We start from the raw sequence: 21,360 nt of genomic DNA on the forward strand, positions 1-21,360 counted from the left end.
CTCAGCTTTATATGCTGCAGGTGCTGTTCTTTTGGTAGGAACTGTTGCATATATTGAAGTTAATAATTTTATTAATAAAGAGAAAAAAAGATATAATCATTATGTTGCTACAGTAGATAAAAAATCTAAAAAGTTATTTATTGGTTCAGGTCTTAGCAAAACCAATGCAATTAATAGACTAAAGAGTAGGAATAATACTTGGTCATCTTCTAAAACTAATGCACAGACAATCGCTAAAGAAGCAAGTCCAATTAAGAAAGTGACAGCTGCAGAAGTTTCAAATGGAAAGAACATGGTTTGGCACTATCATCCACTCTCTGGATACGACAGAAATGGTAAAGGTATTCGGATTGAGGGTGCACATGCGTTCTATGGCAGTGCAAAATAATCTCGTATTGTAATATGCTTGATATATAAATAGGGGGGACAAGATGTTAAGCGTTGAAAGGGATCCAAAAAATAGCGTTTATCAGGAACTAATTGATTTATGTTTTGAAGTATGTGATGAATTTCATCTAGTTATTAGAACCGATATGGGTGCAATAAAAGACTTAGAGGAAATCATAAATATGTTCAAAGCATCATTAAAAGAAATGAGAAGCGAATCAACATGGGCTAGTACAACTCTTGGTGATAATCAAACTGCAAATGTTTATTATTTTTATGCTGATGGGAATGCAAAATCAATAATAAAAATGATTGCAAAATCTCTTTTTCAGTGGGAAATGCCTAATTTGCCTGAGGATTTGTCATTTTTTAAACAAGGAAAGGTCTGGCTGGCTACTTCTTCGCATGAAAAACAATGCTTCATTTTCCCTGAGAATGAAACCGAAGCTTCAAAAATTATGGGTATTGAAGGTTTAAGAGTTGAAGAATTGGATGATTAACCAATGCTATGTCTTTGAATATATACACATAACAAAAAAAGATGAACCCTATTTGATTCCACCGCAGCATTAAAATCAAGATCTCAACGATAGTGTGAGGTCTTTTTTCTTTATCTTAGACATGACGAAAATAATTCAGAACCGTATGCATTTAGATTAGGGAAGTATGGTTAGACCTTACAAAGGATGAATTAAAATCAGTAAACGAAAATGATAGATGAAGAAAGCATTTGAAAATTTCTTTAGAGAATTGTTATTTGAGAAATCTAAGACCAGGTAAGTACCCGCTTCGTAGTTCTTTAAATAATATCGATGAAATATGGTAATAAATAATAAAACCACTAGCTAAGAACACTTCACATGACAAATTTTCTAAGGGGCGGCAAATTGTGAACAATATGGGATGTCAATGCAGGTCCAATGAAGAATTACAGCAACTGGTCGATGAGGCAAAAAAATATACAAATAAGGGAACAGTGGCAGACTATATACCGGCTCTTGAAAAGGCTAACCCTGGGGATTTATCTGTTGCTATTTACTATCCTGACGGAAAAGGATATTGTGCGGGGGATGTAAGTGGTAAAATGACCCTGCAAAGCATATCGAAAGTTTTGACACTTGCTTTGGTATTAATGGAAAAAGGGGAGGAATATGTCTTTTCCTATATAGGAAAAGAACCCACCGGCGACCCATTTAATTCGATTGCCAAGTTAGAGACAAACAAGCCATCCAAGCCGTTAAACCCGATGATCAATGCAGGAGCATTGACTGTGACCCACATGGTTGCAGGTGACAGTGTAAATGAGCGATTTCAGCGTATTTTACATTTTATCCGGGAGTTGACGCAAAATCCTACTATCGGGTTTAATGAAGAAGTTGCCAGGTCAGAATACAATACAGCAGATTTAAATAGGTCGTTAAGCTATTTTTTAAAGCAGCATAATGTAATAAATGGGGATGTGGAGGACTTAATCGAATTGTATTCAAAGCAGTGTGCCATTGAAATGGACAGCCAGGATTTGGCGAGGATTGGCTGTGTGCTGGCCATGAATGGGAAAGATTTGTTGACGGGAAAGCAAATCATCCCCGGGGACATTGCCCGTATTTGCAAGACATTCATGGTTACCTGCGGCATGTATAACGCATCAGGTGAATTTGCCATTAATGTAGGCATACCGGCTAAAAGCGGTGTTTCAGGGGGAATCATGGGGGCCGTACCCGGAAAATGTGGAATTGGAATTTATGGTGCAGCGCTGGATGAGAAGGGGAATAGCGTTGCCGGGATAAAAATCTTGGAAATGATGGCGAAGAAGTATTCCTTAAGCATGTTTAATTTGTAAACATTGACACTATTACCGATGAGTCGGATGATATTAATCATTTTTATACGAAAGTGTCTGGAGTTAAAGATTGTTTCGTTATCATACGGCTTATGAGAGTCTGAGAAGAGAGAGAATGAAGCTTGGAGTAGAGCTTTTTCGTTATGTTAGGGGTCTTTCAGGAAAGGAAAATGCCTGCCATACGCGATTGGAACAGTGGCATTTTTAAGTGAGGTTCAGTCTAAATCCTTACAGAAGCAAAGCATTTACTTTCACGGCAAAAAAAAGACCTCTGCACATAAGGGCAAGGTCTTAAAATGTTTATAACAAGTTGGAGAAAAGAGATACTTTTTTATATAAAGCATTTACCTCCTTATTTCGATGTTCCCCGATTTCATTTCTTAGCTGGCCTTCCATATCTGTCATTAAATCAGCTAATTTCAATGCCTTTTGTCTGTCGGAAATATTGCTGCGAATGATATATTCATATTTTGCATTGTATTCAGTCAGTGACATTTCTTCCGTCCTTCCATAGTACAAAGTCATTTAAGCTGTCATCTGTTCCTCCATCAGCAATCCCAATGTACTTAAGTGTAATGTCAGGGTGTGAATGGTTAAGGATCATTTGTAAATCAGTAAGGTCCTTACTTCGTTTATAGAACCAGTACCCGAATGTTTTCCGCATGGTATGGGTACCGACGTTCTCGATGTCTACCATGTCTGCTGCTTTATTAAGTTGCCTGTAGGCTTGTATCTTACTTATAGGCTTATCGCCCTTGCGTGAGGGGAATAGCCATTCACCATCAATGGTGGCTATATAGGCGGCCAATTCATTGCATACAGTATTAAGCTGTATGATTCTTGGTTTCTTTGTTTTGCCTTCCTTGATGGTGACCTCCATCTTGCCTTTAATATCCTTTATCTTCAACGATAATAGATCAGACACACGCATGCCGGTATTGATGCCTAACAAGAACAATATGTAGTCTCTCTCGCTGCAATGTCTTTTCAATGACCATTTCATATCATCTAATTTTTCCAATGATCTGATTGGTTGGACGTCAATTAAATGTTCTTTTGGCAAATGTGATCACCCTTATTTCACGCTAATGGAATCAGTGTTTTGAATGTATACTTTTTTATTAATTTAAGAGTAACACTGAAAAAGGATGGAAGTCAATGTGAAGAGTATATTGATGGCAATGTATTCGGTGGTGTAGGTTGAGGTTAAGATATCGGGACGAATAGAGATAAAAAAAACGCGGTCTCCTCTTAAAGAAAGGGCCGCGTTTTTAGGTAAGTGCAAACTTCATTATTCATAGAACACTCCCTAGATTTAATGAAGATGGTATAGAGTTCTTCGATATAGTCATGAAAGGCCTTGCCTATTCGTATTAAGGCTGAATTTTAAGTGTGGATAGCTATAAAAACTCCTGAAACTTGATATAATGAATCAATAGTAATATTTTTCTAAACTAGTGTTATTATTGGATATTTGGATAGGTCGATCAAAAGAAAACGGTTAGGGTCATTCCAAAGAATGTTTTTTTGATATTTATTATGCTTTTAGGATTGGGGAAACCACCATGAAGAGATTTTTAGCTATATTGAAAAATAAGTTAATGCCGGCAAAGTCAAGGTTGATTACAATGGCAATTATGATTGCGGTCTTTTACTGCATGTTCATGTTCGCAGACCTGGAGAATGAAAGGATATCTGACAGCGAACGGCATTACGAGCGATCAGTGAATATTGAAGAGATGAGCGATCAAGAATCGGAAGAGATGCCTGCCAGTTCTTTAGTGAACTATTGTAAAGATAGGGCTAATGAAAGTCGCGCCTCCAGTTGGGTTGGTATTGAATCCGACGTGATGGAACCCAGTGAATACACGGTTGAATGCATTGAACACTTGGAATAGTAGCCTAAGTTCCTATGGAAACTCAGGATTCACGACAAGGACATCAAGGACGTCACATCCAAAGATTTGGCTGGTTGGCTTAATGGAACGGAGTGAAATGCACGGATTTTAAGTGTTTTAGAAAATAGGGGCTCGCTGAAATGATTGGTGACGAATCGGGGGTGGCTGAGGAAAAGTCTATTTGGTTGCATACAGAACCTTGAAATTAACCTGTTTGGATCATAACCAAACAGGTTTTTAGTATGAAAGGAAATCCAATGGAAAAAATGGAATAGAATATGGAGAATGAAGAAAAAAATTTCACCCCCATATCTTTTTCTCTTTCTGAAACGTTTATAGGATAGAGGGTGTTGAAGGAGTGAGAAAAATGATAAATAAGTTGAGGGAAGATATTTTTGAAGGGAAGGATAACGGCAAGATTTTGCGTGAAGTCTATCCTGAATTGCTTCGTTTTTGCCGATTCCTGACCCAAAATAATTGGGATGGGGATGATTTGGCACAGGAAACGATATTGAAGGCAATGCAGGGCTATGGAAAGAAAACGGAGATAACAACGGCTTTATTGAAGACGATTGCCCGCCATTCCTGGATTGATACGATCCGAAAAAGAAAAAAGGAATCTTTAGAAGAGTTGGATACCGAACAGCAGGGATCAATTGGGGAAAATGCCTTTGAAACGGTTGAATATATTATAAAATCCCTTACCCCGAAACAAGCTGTAGTATTCATATTAAAGGAAGGATTCCTCTATCGCTCCAAAGAAATCTCAGATTATTTGAACACGACGGAAACGGCGGTAAAGGCCATCTTGAACCGTGTGAAAAAGCGTTTTGACAATGGCGTTAAAGAGCGTAAGTTGTCCTGCGCGGAAGATTGGCAAGACGATGAGGAACAGAGGCTCATGTCCCTGATGACAGAGTCTTTAAAAGCCCAAGATCCTGATATCCTCATTAGAAGCATCCCATCTTTCAAATCCCTGAACAGTGAATCGATGGTTCCTAAACTGATGAATCGTTCGATACATTCAAAAGCATGCCTCACTCCTTCAAACACACTCTCAATGGCTGCATAGCCAATAATTTTGTTAGGAGGAAGAAGAGATATGACTACCATTCCATATGTAATTGAGCAATCCAGTAAGGGTGAACGCTCATACGATATTTATTCCAGACTTTTAAAGGACCGAATCATCATGATTGGGGAAGAGGTCACCGATCATTTAGCCAATAGTGTGGTTGCTCAATTGTTATTCTTGGCAGCAGATGCACCTGATAAAGAAATTACCATCTTCATAAATAGTCCAGGGGGATCGACTAGTGCCGGTTTCGCCATTTATGATACGATGCAATATATTAAGCCTGATATCCGAACTGTATGTACGGGGATGGCTGCATCATTCGGTGCCATGCTTTTATTGGCAGGTACCAAAGGGAAAAGGTGCGCATTGCCAAATAGTGAAATCATGCTTCATCAACCGCTTGGTGGGGCAAGGGGGCAAGCCACGGAAATTGAAATTTCTGCCCGAAGGATTTTGAAGCTAAAGGATCATATCAATCAGATCATCTCGGAAAGAACTGGGCAGCCTATCGAAAAGGTGGCGAAGGATACAGATCGTGATTACTTCTTAAGCGCAAGTGAGGCGAAGGAATACGGTATAATCGATGAAATAATCCTTCAGGTTAATTAACTGGATAAAAGCGTCATCTAAAAGCAAAAAATAAGCTAAATGAAAACGAAAAGAAACTATCGATATTAGTATATCGGCAGTTTCTTTTTTTTTACCCTCTTTCATGATAATTCAACATTACTCCATATATTTATCCACAAAACCCCATACTTTGTTCCAATACTTTTCCGGATCCACTAGTTCAGCTTCACCATGCCCGGCCCCCGTTATTATCAATTTATCTTTGTCTACGTTCGCTGCATTGTATACGTCATCCAGCATGGAATAAGGGACGAATGTATCATCTTCCCCATGGATGAATAACATTGGTGTTTTACTTTTGAGCACTTGTTTGACAGCTGATGCTTCATTTAAATCATAGCCTGCACGGAGCTGGGTCACTGTGTTGGCTGCATTCATTACTGGGAATTTTGGCAATCCAAACAAATCATCAAGTTGATAGGTGAATACGTCCATTACCGATGAATAACCGCAATCCTCTACGATAACTTTAACATTGGTAGGCAGCTTTTCCCCAGAGGTCATCATGACGGTTGCCCCTCCCATGGATATCCCGAATAATGCAATGTCTGCCTGTGGATCTTTGTCGGTAATTTGCTTGATCCATAAAAGCATATCTTTCCGATCGTCCCAGCCCATTCCAATGTATTCTCCTTCGCTTTTTCCATGTCCGCGAAGATCAGGTGCCAACACATTGTATCCATTTTCGTGAAAATTGCGTATCCACCGAATCATTTGTGTATTATTGCCGGTATAACCGTGAACGACAATAGCCCATTTATGGTCTTGGTTATTATTTTCATAAAGTTTAGCACTTAGTTTTAGTTGGTCTGAAGAAACAATGCCCATCTCATCCGGTTGATGCTGTTTGGCAAATTCCGCATCAGCCAATTTACTGGATTCAGCGACTTCAACAGAAACGGCTTCAGATTGGGCAAGATGGGGGTTATTGCTTAAAAAGTCTTTTTCCTTATTCGGGTTTAAGGCGATATTGTAAAAAAAGTTTCCTGCGACTCCATATGTAACGACTAGAATTACAAGAATACTTGTCGCAGCGATACTGAATTTCTTCACTCAAGACTCCCTCCAAAAATCGAACCATTATTTTTTAATAGTACAATATTTTGAGGTGATTGTGAAAATCCGAAACTACAAAAATTGTTTTGAATATGGATGAGCCGGAGGAATTTGAATATATTCCTTTTCTGGATAGTCCATCCAGTTAGTATGTTAAAATAAGTATTATCTAACATAACAATATCTTGGGGGAAGTCTTTATGAAAAAAAAGCAAAAGGTTTTACTTATAAGTGGAATCTCTGTTGTTGCATTATCCGGGTTAGGAATTGCTTCCTTTAAAATCATGGAAAACGCAAATGAGTACGAAAAAGCCCAGCTGGTAATCGAAGCAAGGGAAACCAAGGAACAAATTGAAAGGGAAAGAGAGGATGTAAAAATCAAAGCCCAAAGGGAAGCAAAAGCTAAAGCGGATGAGCTTGAAGCGAAAACAGCGATATATGATGGGATTGAATTTGAGACAGGACTTGATGAAGAATCGACCGAAATGGAAGTCATGGATGTCATGCATAAAATGACTCATCAAAAGGTTCGATCGCAAGATAAATGGGGAGCTATACCAATGTCCCCTAAGATTATTGAAGAAGTTTATTATATAATCAATACAAGTGATTTTAAGCATAGAGATAGATTGCTAGGCATTGCTGCCAGATGGAAAGATTTTAATTTTAGTACGATCGTTCAGGATCATAACTTCTTTTGGGAAGACAAAGAAGGTACCGTGGGAAAAGCCCATGGAACATTAAGTACGGCAGAAGAGATTGAATTCATCGAAGTGAATTTTAAATGAGGCCATTTGCAGGGAACGATGAACTTTGAAAATGCCAAAGGAAGAGTGGGCAAGACCTGTTCAAAAAAACACTTAAACCTCCTGCAATAACCAGTACTCAGGAGGTTTTTAAGTATTTTCGATGGTATTCCACTAAAGTATTCGCTTATGGTAAGACAAGCAGTGGAACTCCATACCAGGAGATTTATTTCTTAATAACCAGCCTGCTGGACTCGTTCTCCTTGTTTACGGGAACGTCTTTTCCTACTGTGACCCGGCGAACGACACGGTGCTGGTCTCCGTAATCGGCAATAGCGTAATGCTGTGTTGCTAAGTTATCCCAAATGACCACGTCTCCTTCACTCCATTGCCAACGCACGGTATTTTCTAAGCGCGTTACGTATGAATCGAAGATACTTAATAATCTTTCAGATTCACTTGTTGTATATCCTTCCACTCTTCCAGCAAAGCCACCTAATAACAAATGCCTTTTTCCGGTTTCTGCGTGCACGTGGACGACTGGGTGCCTTGTTTTATAAATGGTCGATTCGAATACATCTCGATATTTCTTTTTAACCTCATCATCAATGTTTTCAGCAGGTTTGAATTGAGTATAATCATATTCATTTGTATGGATCGCCCATAGTCCGTCCGCTAATTTCTTCAATCCATCCGGTAGGTCCTCATATGCTTCATTCGTATTTGCCCAAACTGTATCTCCGCCGACTTTAGGGATGGTTACACCTCTTAAAACAGAGTATTTTGGAACTTCTGGAACGAAAGTGACATCAGTATGCCAATGGTTTGCTTTAGCACCATGTTCGGAGTCCAGTTCAAAAATATAGTTAGTATTGTCTTTGACCGGTACTGTAGGGTGCGCATAAGGTTCACCCAATAGTTTGGCAAATGCTTCTTGGCTGGCATCGTCCAAATGGTTTTGACCTTTGAAGAATACGACTTTATGATCGTTTAATGCTTGTTTTATTTCACTGAAAATAGCTAAATCCAAGTCTCCGCTTAATTGGACTCCTTGAATTTCCGCTCCAATCCTTCCTGCTACGGGTACCACTTTTAATTGTTGTGTTTTAGTTTCCGTCATAATCGATCTCCTCCTGTATGATATATTTTTTTATTTTTTAAAGGCTTCATCAATGTATTCATTGTGGATCTGGTTTTTAAAATTAAACGATTTCTTGATATAACCCACATCGGCTAGAGTATCGATTGATTCTTGTTGTGCTTTGATGGCATCTTCGGTATAGAAGATATTTGGTTCTTCGGCCGTTATTATTGTTTTGACTGTTCCTACAGGCAATTTAGTTTCTTTAGAATAAATTTCAGATGCTTCATCCGGATTTTCAATTTGCCAGTCAGCAGCTTTTTTATAAACCTTTAAATATGCCTCTACAATTTCAGGATGCTCTTCGGCAAACCCCGTACGTGCAATGATTGCACCAGGAGCTAATATTTTTCCTTTTACTTTAAGTGCGATAGCATTCCCTTTTTCAATATTATTAAGGTAATAAGGGTTCCATATCGCCCAGGCGTCCAATTGTTTGGTTTCAAAAGCGGCTTGAGCATCATCCGGTTGTAAATTGATGAGTTTAATATCATCAGTCGTTAAACCATGTGCTTTCAATGCCTTGATTAAATAAACATGACCGGTTGTCCCCGAGGCAACACCGACCGTTTTTCCCTTTAAGTCTTCAATCTGCTTTATGTTACCTTCTGCTTGAGCCAGGATTCGGACAGATGACTCGCCTCGACCTGTTTGTGCAATCACTTCGAATGGCAGATTCTTATCAATGCCGGCGATCAGTGCACCATCCCCTAAAAAGGACAGGTCAACCCGATTGGAAGCAAGGGATTCCAAAAGCGGGGGACCACTCGGGAATTCACTCCACTCGATTTGGGCATCCAGTTTAGAAAACTCTTCGTTGAACAATCCCTTTTCCTTTGCAATGACCAATGGCCCCATCTTGCCATTTAAGGCAATATGCACTTTAAGTGGATCACTTTTCCCGGAAGCTTTGCCGGCATCGGAATTACAGCCTGTTAATACAGCGATGCTAATGATGGCAAGTAGTACTACGGTTAAATGGTTAAGATACTTTTTCATGAATTCCCTCCCTTTTTATTACACTTACCACCTCTGGATAGTCAGATTAATGACAAAAAAGAGATTCAACGAAGAGTATGCAAGGTTACTCTTCATTGAATCTCCGGTAGTCCAGTTGATTCACATGACCGTTATTGAATTGGCTCCTTTGTGAAGCGGAGTGGTGTATGAATGCATCTTAACAGCTGTTAGAATAATCTGTCAATTGTTATTATGATTAATCCGATAAAATAAATTGGTATTAGATGTTGATTATAAATAATCGATAAGTTAATATAAAATGAAATATTGAATCGACTAGTTAACTAGAGATTCAGCAAAGGGACCATAGGTGCCTTTTTGCTGGATCTCTATTTTTTTATTCGAGAAAGGGTGAGGATATTGGTAGCGACGTTGGAAATTAATCACGTAAGCAAAACATTTAAAAATGATAATGAAAGTGTCCATGTTTTGGATAAGTTAAATCTGACCGTCAACAATGGTGAGTTCGTTACCATCATTGGTCCGAGCGGCTGCGGAAAAAGCACATTATTAAAGTTGATCGCAGGGCTTGATTTAGACTTTGAAGGCTCGATCATTGCAGGAGTTCATCCGGTTAGCGGCCCTTCTAAAGACCGAGGTTTCATTTTCCAGGAGCATCGCTTATTTCCATGGCTAAACGTGGAGAAGAATATTGCAGGTAACCTTCCATTAAAGAAACCGGACATTCGAAAAAGGGTGGATGATTTGATTTCCCTTGTTAAATTAAACGGATTTGAAAAGGCATATCCACGCCAATTATCAGGTGGGATGTCTCAGCGTGTTGCCATTGCCAGAGCCTTATTGCGTAACCCTGAAGTTTTATTGCTTGATGAGCCATTCGGTGCCTTGGATGCTTTCACTCGAACGCATCTTCAAGAGGCTTTACTTGAAATATGGGTGAGGAATAAGACAACGATGGTGCTTGTCACCCATGATATTGATGAATCCATCTTTTTATCGAGGAAGGTTGTCGTCATGGATGCAAAGCCAGGACGAATTAAAGCTATCGTTCCAATCGATTTACCATATCCAAGAACACGAACAAGCAAAGCATTTCAGGAATTCAGGTCCGTCATTTTAACCCAACTGGATCATCTTCCTGAGGAAAGGGAAGATTGGAGCATTTAAATAAATTTTTAAAAAAAGGAAGGATGAATAAAATGTCTACACAGACCGTTGTTCAAAACAAGCCGCTTGTCATGAGGGAAACGACAAAACAATCCAAGATTGCCAAGTCAGCATTGCGGGGTTCGGTCCTTCCCGTTGTCGTGTTGATTGCATGGCAATCATTAGGTTCAATAGGAATCCTGCCTGCCCAATTATTCTCATCACCTTTATTGATCGTCACAACTTTCATTGATCTCGTTCAGTCAGGGGAAATGGCCATGCATTTACAAATTAGTTTAACGCGGGCTCTTCTTGGTTTTGCATTGGGTGGTTTTTTAGGCTTAATGATGGGTGTCATCGTGGGCATGCAAAAAAAATCCGAAGAATATCTAAATCCAAGCATTCAAATGTTACGAACAGTTCCTTTACTTGCGATTACCCCTTTATTCATTATGTGGTTCGGATTTGGTGAACTATCAAAAGTGCTGCTTATTGCATTAGGTGCTTTTTTCCCGCTATATTTACAAACATTTTTGGGCCTTCGGAATGTGGATAAAAAACTATACGATGTTGCCCGAATCTTAGAGTTCAGCCGTCTGGAACAAATAACGAAGCTCATGATTCCGGCAGCTTTACCAAATATATTACTTGGTATCCGTTTAGCCTTAAGTGCTGCTTGGATGTGCTTGGTCGTCGCTGAATTGCTGGGCGCCGATAGAGGGGTGGGCTTCATGATCCAGGATGCCCGTTCATTCATGCAAACGGACGTCGTATTCGTAGGCATCATCCTTTTTGCCCTCGCTGGTAAAATCTCCGACTCGTTTGTCCGCTTTTTAGAAAACCATTTGCTGAAATGGCAAGATAGTTTTAAAGCCTAATTGAAAAGGATGACCGCCCGTTGATGGAAGGTCATCCTTTTTCTTGTTTGAAAGGTGTTTTTATACTATTTCTTTAAATAAGGGCAAATAAATGGTGAAAGATGTTCCCTTGTTCAATTCGCTTTGCACCACGATTTTCCCTTTGTATTTTTGAACGATGGAATAACAAACGGTCAGGCCGATACCAGTTCCCTTATCCTTAAGCGAATAAAATGGAGTGCCGAGTATTGCAAGCTGGTCTTTGGAAAGACCTATTCCTGTATCCGTTATTCGTATTTTTGCCATAGTGCGTTCCTGCTCTGTTTCCACCTTGATGAATCCAGGATTGTTCATTGACTCAATTCCATTTTTCATGATATTGACCAGTATCTGCTTAAGCTCGATGGGATTCATATTAATATGTAGGTTGTCACGGAAATCCAGGATAAAGCCTATGTTGCGATTATTGGCGAAACTGGTTAATAGATCGGAAATCTTTTGGATTTCATAATTTAAAGGAATGACCTGTATATTATCCGTTTGCGGTTTTGCCAAAGACAAATAGTCATTGATAATCACTTGTGTATATTCAAGTTCTGTAAGCATGGTCTGTACATAAAATTTTTCCGTTTCATTCAGTTCCTTCTCTTGATCTAATAACTGGGCAAACCCTTTTACGACTGTAATGGGATTCCGTATCTCATGTGCAATGGTGGCAGCGAGCTGTCCGACTGAGTTCAATTGCTTGGCCTGCTGAATTTCCTTATGGAATGCATTAGTGGATTCCATCCTATTATTGGTTCCAATGAATACGAATACCAATATGATTTGTATAGCGATGAAATTAAGCGTATTGCCGAAACTATCCAAAGCGACATATTCATAAGTGTATTGAAGGTCCGTTTGCGAAATGGTCAAGATGGAAGCAGGACCTAATATGATATTTAAAGTGGAGACAATATAAAATCCAATTTTATCAAAGAGAAAAATGGGAATCAAGGGTGCTATAGCAAATAAAGCCAGCATAATTGCAGTGTCTGAAAATATCCAGAATTTACCATACAAATAAACAGTAATTAAGAAAATGAATAGGGTTTTATAGAAATTGACTTCTGTTTTTAAGAAAAATAACAGAGAAATTATCATCCCCGATATTAAAATGACCTGTAATGTCATCTCGTAAGGATTATCTTTCCAACTTATAGGTGATACAGAAATCCCCACCAATAGTAAAAAAGATATCATTGCCATGAATGCCTTCAGGATAAATCGGTGTTTGTTTTGATAATATTGATAATTTTTTAACATAATTCCCCTTAATATTAATATTCTGTTTGCTTAATAGTAATATGATACTAGTTTTTTGTAAATTAGAAAAAGATAGATTTTGTCATCGATAGTCTCTCTTTCTATTTCTAAAAAGGGCTGTTCTCTACGAATGGTTCAGTTGGAATTTGAGAAAATCCTTTCAAAAAGTCTTCACCCTGGTTAGGCTAGGGCTCTCAGCTTCATATTTGCTTTTAAAGGTGTTTTGTTTTTTTCTATATGAATTAAACTTAAGGACAACTATAAAAGCGTATAGAAGTGGATTCTAAAGGCCGTCAAATGTACCAGTAATACCAACTCTGCCCAGGCCCTCTTGGTATGTCAACATTGACACACATGATCTCATATCTGGAATTTGTAAGCTATAGATTTAGTTTATTATGGATTTGGAAAACTATTAAATTGTAGAGAAAGGATGATGGATTATGAAACTAGCCAAGTTTATGTTCATTTTAACTGCACTTGTACTGATCATTAGTTCTATTGGTCCAAGTTCTGCGAAATCTAAGTCGACTCATGACATAAATAAAGAAATTACAGATGTAACATCACTTGAAAATGCAGAAGAAACTTCCTTCGATAATCTTGAGGATGTTAAAATTACAAAAAAAACTGAAAAATTGGCATCTGAAATTGAATTGGATAATTATTATTATCTAATGAATTCGATTTAGAATAAGTCGCTAATAATCAATCCTTACGAAATGACTAGTGAAGAAAAAGCAAAAAAAAACTATGATTCTGAATCCAATTCTTTTATTGAGGATTCTGCTTCAATATCCACAAACTCAAAATTGATAGCTTTGGCGTTCAAACAGCGAAGTAAGGAGTTTAGTAATGAAGAGAATGTGGAAATATTTAGTAATAGGTATATGGGTTACTGTTTTTTTCTACTATTTCAATATCTACATGCCAAGAAACTTTTTATATTTTCTTATTGGATTACCAGTATCCATGTTTAGCACATTTTTTATTTATAACTTTTTCAGTAAAAGAGGCTTTTAGTGGGTTCCTACTCCGACTCTCTTCACGGGACTTTCTTGTATCAACTAGAGTGAAGAAAATGCATGATGGGGAGACGAATGCTTTTTGGTTAGGTACAACAAACTAAATGAATGCCCTGTGGGTAATTTATTAGATAGGTTATTTTACCCAATTAAACCAATTTATTATTTCTTTACACTATATTTGCTATAGATTCACATTCCCCTTCTAAAATGATGGTAACAATAGGAGGGAGAGAGGGAAAATGAAAACGAATATAAAGAAATTCGGTTTATGTATGATGAGTGCGGCCTTTATATTGCAGGCTACTTCTATGGGGGCTTCAGCAGCAAATGAAAATCATTCGAATTCATCTATTTATGAGAAGAAAATCGTGAATGTCGCACATCGCGGAGCTTCCGGTTATGCACCTGAACATACCATTCCCGCTTATCAATTGGGAGAACAAATGGAAGGCGACTACATAGAAATCGATCTTCAGATGACCAAGGATGGAAGATTGATAGCGATGCATGATGAAAAGGTTGATCGTACAACGAATGGTACAGGTCTGGTGAAGGATTTAACTCTGGCAGAAGTCAAAAAACTGGATGCCGGTACATGGTTCAATGAAAAATATCCGCAATTGGCAAAAAAGAAATATGAAGGGTTAACGGTACCCACTCTTGAAGAAGTCTTTAAGAAATTCGGCAGGCAGGCAAATTACTACATTGAAACAAAGTCCCCTGATGTATATCCAGGAATGGAAGAAGAACTTCTGAAGGTTTTGAAAGATTATAAAATGGTAGATTCAAAGGGCCGTACCAAAAATGTACTTATACAATCGTTCAGTCAAGAAAGCCTTTTGAAGGTTCATGACATGAATCCAAAGTTACCGCTTGTGCAACTTTTTTCTTATAAGAACCAAGCAACCATTTCTGATGAAGAATTGGAATCGATTAAGGAATATGCCATTGGAGTTGGCCCGAACTTCAGTAAGGTTGACGGACAATATGTGAAGATGGTTCGAGACCATGGCCTTCAATTCCATCCATATACAGTAAATGAAAGAGCGGACATGAAAAAGGCTCTGGAATGGGGTGCAACGGGGCTGTTTACGAATTATCCCGATGTATTTAACGAGGTACTAAGAGAGTATAAGCACAATAACAATGGGAATTTATAAGTTTACTAAATAGGTGTTTCATAGGTGAGTCCCGGTTTTCCGGGGCTTTTTTTGTATGATCCGGATTCAACTTAAAGAAGGTTATTTATTTCTTGGGAAAATCAGGTGTTGCTAGGCTTAGTAGTCTTTTTTGGCGGGTATATCAATTGTATTAAGAATATTTCAGGAGGTTGATTATGAAGGCTGTAACTTTCCAAGGTGCAAAAGATATTCAGGTAAAACAAGTTGAAGATCCGAAACTTCAGCAAAAGGATGATATCATCGTCCGAGTGACTTCAACGGCGATTTGCGGGTCCGATCTCCATATATATCAGGGCGCTTTGCCTACGCATAAAGATTATGTCATTGGTCATGAACCGATGGGAATCGTTGAAGAAGTGGGTCCGGAAGTATCGAAAGTGAAAAAAGGGGACAGGGTTGTCCTGCCTTTCAACATTTCTTGTGGACATTGTTATTATTGTGAACATGATATGGAGAGTCAATGTGACAATTCCAACCCCAATGAAGCGGTGGATACTGGAGGATACTTTGGTTTTACGGAACGATATGGGAACTATCCAGGAGGACAGGCGGAATATTTAAGGGTCCCTTATGGGAACTTCATGCCGTTTGTCATCCCAGAGTCATGCGAACTTGAAGATGAGGCGCTTCTGTTCATGTCCGATGTGCTGCCAACCGCTTATTGGAGTGTAGAGAACGCAGGCGTCAAGAAAGATGATACGGTAGCGGTACTGGGCTGTGGGCCAATTGGCTTGATGGCCCAGAAGTTCGCTTGGATGAAGGGCGCAAAAAGGGTCATTGCCATCGACAATCTTCCTTATCGGCTCAATAAGGCAAAACAGATGAATAAGGTTGAAGCGTATAACTTCGATGAGTATAACGATATGGGCGGCTATATTAAGGAAATCACTTCAGGCGGGGCGGATGTCATCATTGATTGTGTGGGAATGGATGGCAAGAAATCGACGATTGAGGCGATTGAGCAAAAGTTGAAACTTCAGGGTGGAACGTTAAGTGCGATCGAAATTGCCATTAACGCCGTGCGTAAATTCGGCACGATCCAACTGACTGGCGTATATGGGTCCAAATATAATATGTTCCCGTTAGGCAATTTATTTGAAAGGAACATTAATATAAAAATGGGACAAGCACCGGTCATACACTATATGCCAAAGCTTTTTGATAAAATCACAGCTGGAGATTTCGACCCGACGGAAATCATATCACATAGAGTTCCTCTCGAAAAAGCGAGTGAAGCATATCAAATCTTTAATGATCACGAAGATGAATGTTTTAAAGTGGTGCTAAAGCCATAATAAGAAGTTGGCGAAATCCAATGCATGGAGCTGCATTGGATTTCTTTGTTAGGTTCGTATAGGAAAAAGAAGCGTTGGCATTCAAAACGAACTACGATGCCAAGTGATCTTGAATAAGGGTTTTTGGTAAGGAAATGAAGGATTTATATTATATAATGATAGTGACAAAAGGAGGATGTTCAGATGGTATATAATTCGGCAGCGGAACTTTGTGAAGGGTTTGGGTATCCGCCCGTTTACGTTAAAATGACAATAGAGATCATAGATAAGAGATTGGGACCTGTAAAGGCGGAAGCAGAGATTGCCATCAAGCCTGTTAAGTCAAAGGAATATCTAGAAGTATTGGTGGAAGAACTTGAATCGGAGCATATCTTTGCTGAAGAAAATGGCAGTATCTATGGCAGCTTCGGCATCGATCAAAGCATCCAGATTTATGATGAAGTCCTGACTACCATACCATTCGATGAGTTAATCGGAAATGAAAATTGGAAAGAGACAGTGGAGGAATCCATCACTGTGGATAAGCTAAAGGAACAATTGGGAAAATCCCTCAATGATTATCAATTCAGTGATTTGAGCGGGAAATATAAATTCAGGAAGAGATGTACGATAACAGAACTTCAATTCATAGGGTAACGACATGTGGAGAAGGCAAAATGCTTTCTCTTTTTTTGATAATTTCAGATAGAGTCTGGCCATGAAATTTTTCCCTTTAATAATTGCTATTACTCCTGTAACATCTTCCATGAACTCGTAAGGGAAAGTCGTTTCTTGTATTTTTACGTTTGTTGGTTAAAGTGAAGAAAGGGTATTAAAAAAGCATAGGGGTAAACGCTTGGTTATAGCATGTGACGGGACCACTTCTGCAGGACCATTTTCAGCAGTGACCCAATCTGTAAGATTGTATAAAACACATACTCGCAAGTGCAATTCAGTAAGGTTTTTAATGGTTTTCATATACCTGTTTTTGTATAATTTTACATAACTATTGAAAAGCCAAAAAGAAACTTATATTTAAAAAGATAAAAAGGAGAATATATGAAAATTGGTTTGGTACGGCATTTTAAGGTGGCACATGAATTTCCTACTGGGAAATCTGTGACGGCGGATGATATGAAGCAATGGTTTGAGGACTATGATGCAGCGGATATTATTTATGGAACGACTTTATTTGGCATGGAGGAATGGCAGGAATGTTATTGCAGTGATATGTCGAGAGCTGTCAAGACAGCGGAACATATCTATCCAGGTAAGGTTCATCGAATGGAGGAGCTGCGGGAAATACCTTCTCCCCCTCTTAAAGGAAAAGTGAAGCTGCCGTTCATCCTATGGGCCATCTGGATTCGATGCTGCTCGATGTTCAACAGGCAGACAAGGGCGGAAATTAAGATCGCTGAACAAAGAATCAATAAGGTATTGGATGAAATCTTTACAAAGGGGGATAGGGATGTTCTGATCGTGAGTCATGCCGCCCTCATGATATATATGAGAAAAGAGCTGATCCGACGGGGGTTCACCGGTCCAAAATTCAAGATTGCAAGTAATGGAAAGCTGTATGTATTCGAAAGATGATAAGTGAAGAAATATAGGGTTTTCCATCAGAGAAGGTAAGTATGATGTTCATCGTACATTTTGCTGATTTTAAGAAAGATGCAGGGATTTTCTGAATAATTATTCTTTTTCCATTGGTTGTGGTTTATTATTGTAATAGTGTAATTTTTACGATTTCAATAATAGGGAAAGAGGGTGGACATTTTGGTGAAGGCAGTTTTTTTTGATTTAGATGATACATTACTATGGGATCAGAAAAGTGTAAAAGAGGCTTTTGTGGCTACATGCGAAGTGGCTAAGGAGAAGTATGATTTGAATGTCGACGAGTTTGAAGAAGCTGTGCGGAAGGAAGCGCGTGAGCTTTATTCTTCTTACGATACATATGCATTTACTCAAATGATCGGTATCAACCCATTTGAGGGGCTATGGGGAAATTTTCAGGATGATCATGATGAATTCCGGAAGATGGCCGGGATTGCACCGGCTTATCGGAAAGAAGCGTGGACGGGAGGCTTGAAGGCATTAGGGATCGATGACCCGGAATTTGGGCTTGAACTGGCAGAACGTTTCCCGGCCGAGAGACGCAAAAAGCCATTTATCTATGAAGAATCATTTCGTGTGTTAGATGAATTAAAAGGGAAGTACAAATTGCTATTGCTTACGAACGGGTCTCCTGAACTGCAAAACACCAAACTTGAAATTACGCCTGAACTAGTTCCTTATTTCGACCAAATCGTCATTTCTGGTGCGTTTGGAAGAGGTAAACCGGATGCCTCCATTTTTGAGCATGCTTTGGAAATCATGGAGCTTGATAAGGATGAAGTATTGATGGTCGGCGATAATTTAATGACGGATATCCTTGGAGCGTCACGGGTAGGCATAAAGTCGGTTTGGATAAATCGCCATGATAAGGAACGGAATGAAGTGCTTCCAACCTATGAAATCAAGCATTTAGAGGAGCTTTTCCCAATCCTTGAGAGCCTGTAAAATTACTCTTCAAGTAACGAATTTTGGAGAGGTTGAAATAAAATATTAGGTCTTTTAAATTATTTACAGAGTGAAAAGGGTGATATATAGTTACCCTGTAATCAATTAAATTATTTAGACTAGGGGTGTCCAATAAAAGTTGGGCTGAGAGAGAAGCGCTTAAGCTTCTTAACCCTCAGGACCTGATCTGGTTCATACCAGCGTGGGGAAGTTAGAATCTACTAAACAATGACCATTTCAATTGGTCATTTCTGTAGTCATACTAACGTTAGCCGGGTCTTAAATATGAGACCTGGCTTTTTCGTGCGAAATGGATTGGATTTTGTCCTTTTTAAATGAACTTAAAAAGGAGAAATGAAATCATGAGTAATTCAGTAAATGACATGAACGTTTCAATTATGTCCAGTTTTGCTGGGAGTAAAAAAGTGTATGTTGAGGGATCTAGACCTGATATTAAAGTACCTATGCGTGAAATTAAGCTAAGTCCGACTACAGGGGCATTCGGCGAAGAGGAGAATCCGCCTTTACGAGTTTATGACACAAGCGGTTTCTATACGGATTCAGAATATCCCATTGATATTCATAAAGGTCTTGCCCCGATTAGACGCAACTGGGTCCTGGAACGGGAAGACGTTGAAGAGTATGAAGGACGTGAAATAAAACCAGAAGATAATGGGTATAGAAAAGTGGATTCACAATCCAAAGTAGAAATTTTTCCGGGATTGAAAAGAAAACCATTGCGAGCGATGGAAGGGCAAAACGTAACCCAGCTCCATTATGCCCGTAAAGGTATCATTACCCCAGAAATGGAATTCATTTCGATCAGGGAAAATGTTGCCCCTGAGTTTGTAAGAGAAGAGGTAGCTAGCGGACGGGCGATCATTCCGGCAAATATTAACCACCCTGAAAGTGAGCCCATGATCATCGGACGAAAATTTCATGTGAAAATAAATGCGAATATCGGAAACTCAGCTGTTAGTTCATCGATCGAAGATGAAGTGGAGAAAATGACTTGGGCTACACGATGGGGAGCCGACAATATAATGGATCTTTCCACCGGAAAGAATATTCACACCACCCGGGAATGGATTATCAGGAATTCGCCTGTGCCAGTTGGAACTGTTCCGATATATCAAGCATTGGAAAAAGTGAATGGAGTCGCGGAAGATTTAAATTGGGAAGTTTTTAGGGATACATTAATCGAGCAGGCCGAGCAAGGTGTCGATTACTTCACTATACACGCTGGTGTGCTTTTGCGATATATCCCTTTAACAGCGAAGCGAGTTACGGGAATTGTTTCCCGAGGGGGCTCCATCATGGCACAATGGTGCTTGGCCCACCACCAAGAAAGCTTTCTCTATACTCACTTTGAAGAGATTTGTGAAATCATGAAGGCATATGATGTCTCTTTCTCATTAGGCGACGGCCTCCGTCCTGGATCCATTGCAGATGCAAACGATGAGGCTCAATTTGCTGAATTGGAAACATTGGGGGAACTGACGAAGATTGCATGGAAGCACGATGTTCAAGTCATGGTTGAGGGACCCGGTCACGTACCTATGCATTTAATTAAAGAAAATATGGATAAGCAGCTGGAAGTGTGTCAAGAAGCACCATTCTATACCCTAGGACCATTAACAACGGATATAGCACCTGGGTACGATCATATTACTTCTGCAATTGGTGCTGCCATGATTGGATGGTTTGGAACTGCCATGCTTTGTTATGTGACACCGAAAGAGCATCTGGGACTTCCGAATAAAGAGGATGTTCGAGTAGGGGTCATTACCTATAAAATTGCAGCCCACGCAGCTGACCTTGCAAAAGGCCATCCGCATGCACAAAAACGAGATGATGCCCTTTCTAAGGCTAGATTCGAATTTCGTTGGAGAGATCAGTTCAATCTTTCTCTCGACCCTGAAAGGGCGGTTGAATATCACGATGAAACTCTACCAGCTGAAGGTGCCAAAACAGCCCATTTCTGTTCAATGTGCGGACCTAAATTCTGTAGTATGAGAATCTCACAGGACATCCGTGATTTGGCGAAAGAAAAGGGTCTGGGCTTTGAGTCGGTAATCGATGAAGGGCTTAAAGAAAAAGCCAATGAATTTAGGAAAACGGACGGAAAAATCTATCAATGATTCGGACGAGAGGGAGAATTCGATGAATCGGGTAATCCAGATAAAAGTTGAAATGAAACAGTTGGAAACTCAATTGGAACAGCTGAAAAGAGAGCTGAACATTTTTCGG

Annotated in this window: 22 protein-coding genes and 1 riboswitch; of the genes, 16 read left to right on the forward strand and 6 right to left on the reverse strand. The window is 39.3% G+C overall.

All coding sequences use genetic code 11. The features are described 5' to 3' along the window. Nucleotides 1-31 precede the first annotated feature (31 nt). The 3 genes from ABIE66_RS04080 (at nt 32) to glsA (ending at nt 2,227) form a co-directional block, all read left to right on the forward strand. Nucleotides 32-388 carry a hypothetical protein gene (locus ABIE66_RS04080; RefSeq protein ID WP_370013926.1) on the forward strand — a complete coding sequence of 119 codons (357 nt, stop codon included), beginning with the start codon at nt 32-34 and terminating at the stop codon, nt 386-388. A gap of 43 nt (nt 389-431) precedes the next feature. Beyond that, nucleotides 432-887, forward strand: coding sequence for a stage III sporulation protein AH (locus tag ABIE66_RS04085; RefSeq protein WP_289317880.1), 456 nt, complete (start codon nt 432-434; stop codon nt 885-887). A 398-nt stretch (nt 888-1,285) separates the two neighbouring features. Next, complete coding sequence (gene glsA, locus ABIE66_RS04090; protein WP_370016973.1) at nt 1,286-2,227, forward strand: glutaminase A; 942 nt, start codon at nt 1,286-1,288, stop codon at nt 2,225-2,227. 300 nt (nt 2,228-2,527) lie between these two features. Here glsA and ABIE66_RS04095 read toward each other — a convergent pair whose 3' ends face one another. Both ABIE66_RS04095 and ABIE66_RS04100 read right to left on the reverse strand, forming a co-directional pair. Further along, nucleotides 2,528-2,722: a hypothetical protein gene (locus ABIE66_RS04095; RefSeq protein WP_063235353.1), complete on the reverse strand. Its 195-nt coding sequence runs from the start codon at nt 2,720-2,722 to the stop codon at nt 2,528-2,530. After that, nucleotides 2,709-3,230, reverse strand: a complete 522-nt coding sequence (locus tag ABIE66_RS04100) for a tyrosine-type recombinase/integrase (RefSeq protein WP_370016974.1) — start codon at nt 3,228-3,230, stop codon at nt 2,709-2,711. The genes ABIE66_RS04095 and ABIE66_RS04100 overlap by 14 nt, the downstream gene beginning before the upstream one ends. A 562-nt stretch (nt 3,231-3,792) precedes the next feature. Between ABIE66_RS04100 and ABIE66_RS04105 the strand changes: the two genes are divergently transcribed. The 3 genes from ABIE66_RS04105 (at nt 3,793) to clpP (ending at nt 5,812) form a co-directional block, all read left to right on the forward strand. After that, complete coding sequence (locus ABIE66_RS04105) at nt 3,793-4,125, forward strand: hypothetical protein (protein ID WP_289323783.1); 333 nt, start codon at nt 3,793-3,795, stop codon at nt 4,123-4,125. Nucleotides 4,126-4,492: 367 nt separating this feature from the next. Then, a complete protein-coding gene (locus ABIE66_RS04110; RefSeq protein ID WP_370013927.1) occupies nt 4,493-5,197 on the forward strand; it encodes a sigma-70 family RNA polymerase sigma factor in 705 nt (234 codons plus the stop codon). A 30-nt stretch (nt 5,198-5,227) separates the two neighbouring features. After that, the gene (clpP, locus tag ABIE66_RS04115; RefSeq protein WP_289323785.1) at nt 5,228-5,812 is read left to right on the forward strand and encodes an ATP-dependent Clp endopeptidase proteolytic subunit ClpP; all 585 of its coding nucleotides are present in this window, start codon (nt 5,228-5,230) and stop codon (nt 5,810-5,812) included. A 117-nt stretch (nt 5,813-5,929) separates the two neighbouring features. On the opposite strand, the gene ABIE66_RS04120 is transcribed toward clpP, so the two are convergent. Continuing rightward, nucleotides 5,930-6,886 carry an alpha/beta hydrolase gene (locus ABIE66_RS04120; RefSeq protein WP_370013928.1) on the reverse strand — a complete coding sequence of 319 codons (957 nt, stop codon included), beginning with the start codon at nt 6,884-6,886 and terminating at the stop codon, nt 5,930-5,932. Between the two features lie 203 nt (nt 6,887-7,089). On the opposite strand from ABIE66_RS04120, the gene ABIE66_RS04125 reads away from it, so the two are divergent. Then, a complete protein-coding gene (locus ABIE66_RS04125) occupies nt 7,090-7,677 on the forward strand; it encodes a DUF6241 domain-containing protein (RefSeq protein WP_370013929.1) in 588 nt (195 codons plus the stop codon). Between the two features lie 184 nt (nt 7,678-7,861). Here the strand turns inward: ABIE66_RS04125 and ABIE66_RS04130 are convergent, their stop codons facing one another. Both ABIE66_RS04130 and ABIE66_RS04135 read right to left on the reverse strand, forming a co-directional pair. Beyond that, nucleotides 7,862-8,755, reverse strand: a complete 894-nt coding sequence (locus ABIE66_RS04130; protein ID WP_370013930.1) for a TauD/TfdA dioxygenase family protein — start codon at nt 8,753-8,755, stop codon at nt 7,862-7,864. A gap of 30 nt (nt 8,756-8,785) precedes the next feature. Further along, complete coding sequence (locus ABIE66_RS04135) at nt 8,786-9,775, reverse strand: ABC transporter substrate-binding protein (RefSeq protein ID WP_370013931.1); 990 nt, start codon at nt 9,773-9,775, stop codon at nt 8,786-8,788. A gap of 378 nt (nt 9,776-10,153) precedes the next feature. Here ABIE66_RS04135 and ABIE66_RS04140 point away from each other — a divergent pair, with 378 nt between their 5' ends. Beyond that, a complete protein-coding gene (locus ABIE66_RS04140; RefSeq protein ID WP_370016975.1) occupies nt 10,154-10,924 on the forward strand; it encodes an ABC transporter ATP-binding protein in 771 nt (256 codons plus the stop codon). A 23-nt stretch (nt 10,925-10,947) separates the two neighbouring features. After that, nucleotides 10,948-11,781, forward strand: a complete 834-nt coding sequence (locus ABIE66_RS04145; RefSeq protein WP_370013932.1) for an ABC transporter permease — start codon at nt 10,948-10,950, stop codon at nt 11,779-11,781. 60 nt (nt 11,782-11,841) lie between these two features. On the opposite strand, the gene ABIE66_RS04150 is transcribed toward ABIE66_RS04145, so the two are convergent. Continuing rightward, nucleotides 11,842-13,011 carry an ATP-binding protein gene (locus ABIE66_RS04150; protein ID WP_370013933.1) on the reverse strand — a complete coding sequence of 390 codons (1,170 nt, stop codon included), beginning with the start codon at nt 13,009-13,011 and terminating at the stop codon, nt 11,842-11,844. Nucleotides 13,012-13,511: 500 nt separating this feature from the next. On the opposite strand from ABIE66_RS04150, the gene ABIE66_RS04155 reads away from it, so the two are divergent. The 7 genes from ABIE66_RS04155 (at nt 13,512) to thiC (ending at nt 21,251) form a co-directional block, all read left to right on the forward strand. Continuing rightward, the gene (locus ABIE66_RS04155; protein WP_289323788.1) at nt 13,512-13,760 is read left to right on the forward strand and encodes a hypothetical protein; all 249 of its coding nucleotides are present in this window, start codon (nt 13,512-13,514) and stop codon (nt 13,758-13,760) included. 575 nt (nt 13,761-14,335) lie between these two features. Continuing rightward, nucleotides 14,336-15,256: a glycerophosphodiester phosphodiesterase gene (locus tag ABIE66_RS04160; RefSeq protein ID WP_370013934.1), complete on the forward strand. Its 921-nt coding sequence runs from the start codon at nt 14,336-14,338 to the stop codon at nt 15,254-15,256. Nucleotides 15,257-15,432: 176 nt separating this feature from the next. Next, nucleotides 15,433-16,572, forward strand: a complete 1,140-nt coding sequence (locus ABIE66_RS04165; RefSeq protein ID WP_370013935.1) for a zinc-dependent alcohol dehydrogenase — start codon at nt 15,433-15,435, stop codon at nt 16,570-16,572. 183 nt (nt 16,573-16,755) lie between these two features. Then, nucleotides 16,756-17,208 (forward strand): hypothetical protein, encoded by a 453-nt coding sequence (locus tag ABIE66_RS04170; protein ID WP_370013936.1) that lies wholly within the window; start codon nt 16,756-16,758, stop codon nt 17,206-17,208. Nucleotides 17,209-17,610: 402 nt separating this feature from the next. Beyond that, nucleotides 17,611-18,144, forward strand: coding sequence for a histidine phosphatase family protein (locus ABIE66_RS04175; protein ID WP_289323791.1), 534 nt, complete (start codon nt 17,611-17,613; stop codon nt 18,142-18,144). Nucleotides 18,145-18,327: 183 nt separating this feature from the next. After that, on the forward strand, nt 18,328-19,110 hold the full coding sequence (locus ABIE66_RS04180; RefSeq protein ID WP_370013937.1) for an HAD family hydrolase: 783 nt from the start codon (nt 18,328-18,330) through the stop codon (nt 19,108-19,110). A 111-nt stretch (nt 19,111-19,221) separates the two neighbouring features. Further along, nucleotides 19,222-19,336: riboswitch (TPP riboswitch) on the forward strand. Between the two features lie 133 nt (nt 19,337-19,469). After that, nucleotides 19,470-21,251 carry a phosphomethylpyrimidine synthase ThiC gene (gene thiC, locus ABIE66_RS04185; protein ID WP_289327228.1) on the forward strand — a complete coding sequence of 594 codons (1,782 nt, stop codon included), beginning with the start codon at nt 19,470-19,472 and terminating at the stop codon, nt 21,249-21,251. Nucleotides 21,252-21,360 lie beyond the last annotated feature (109 nt).

The sequence above is a fragment of the Peribacillus sp. B2I2 genome, from assembly GCF_041261685.1.
GTDB lineage: Bacteria > Bacillota > Bacilli > Bacillales > DSM-1321 > Peribacillus.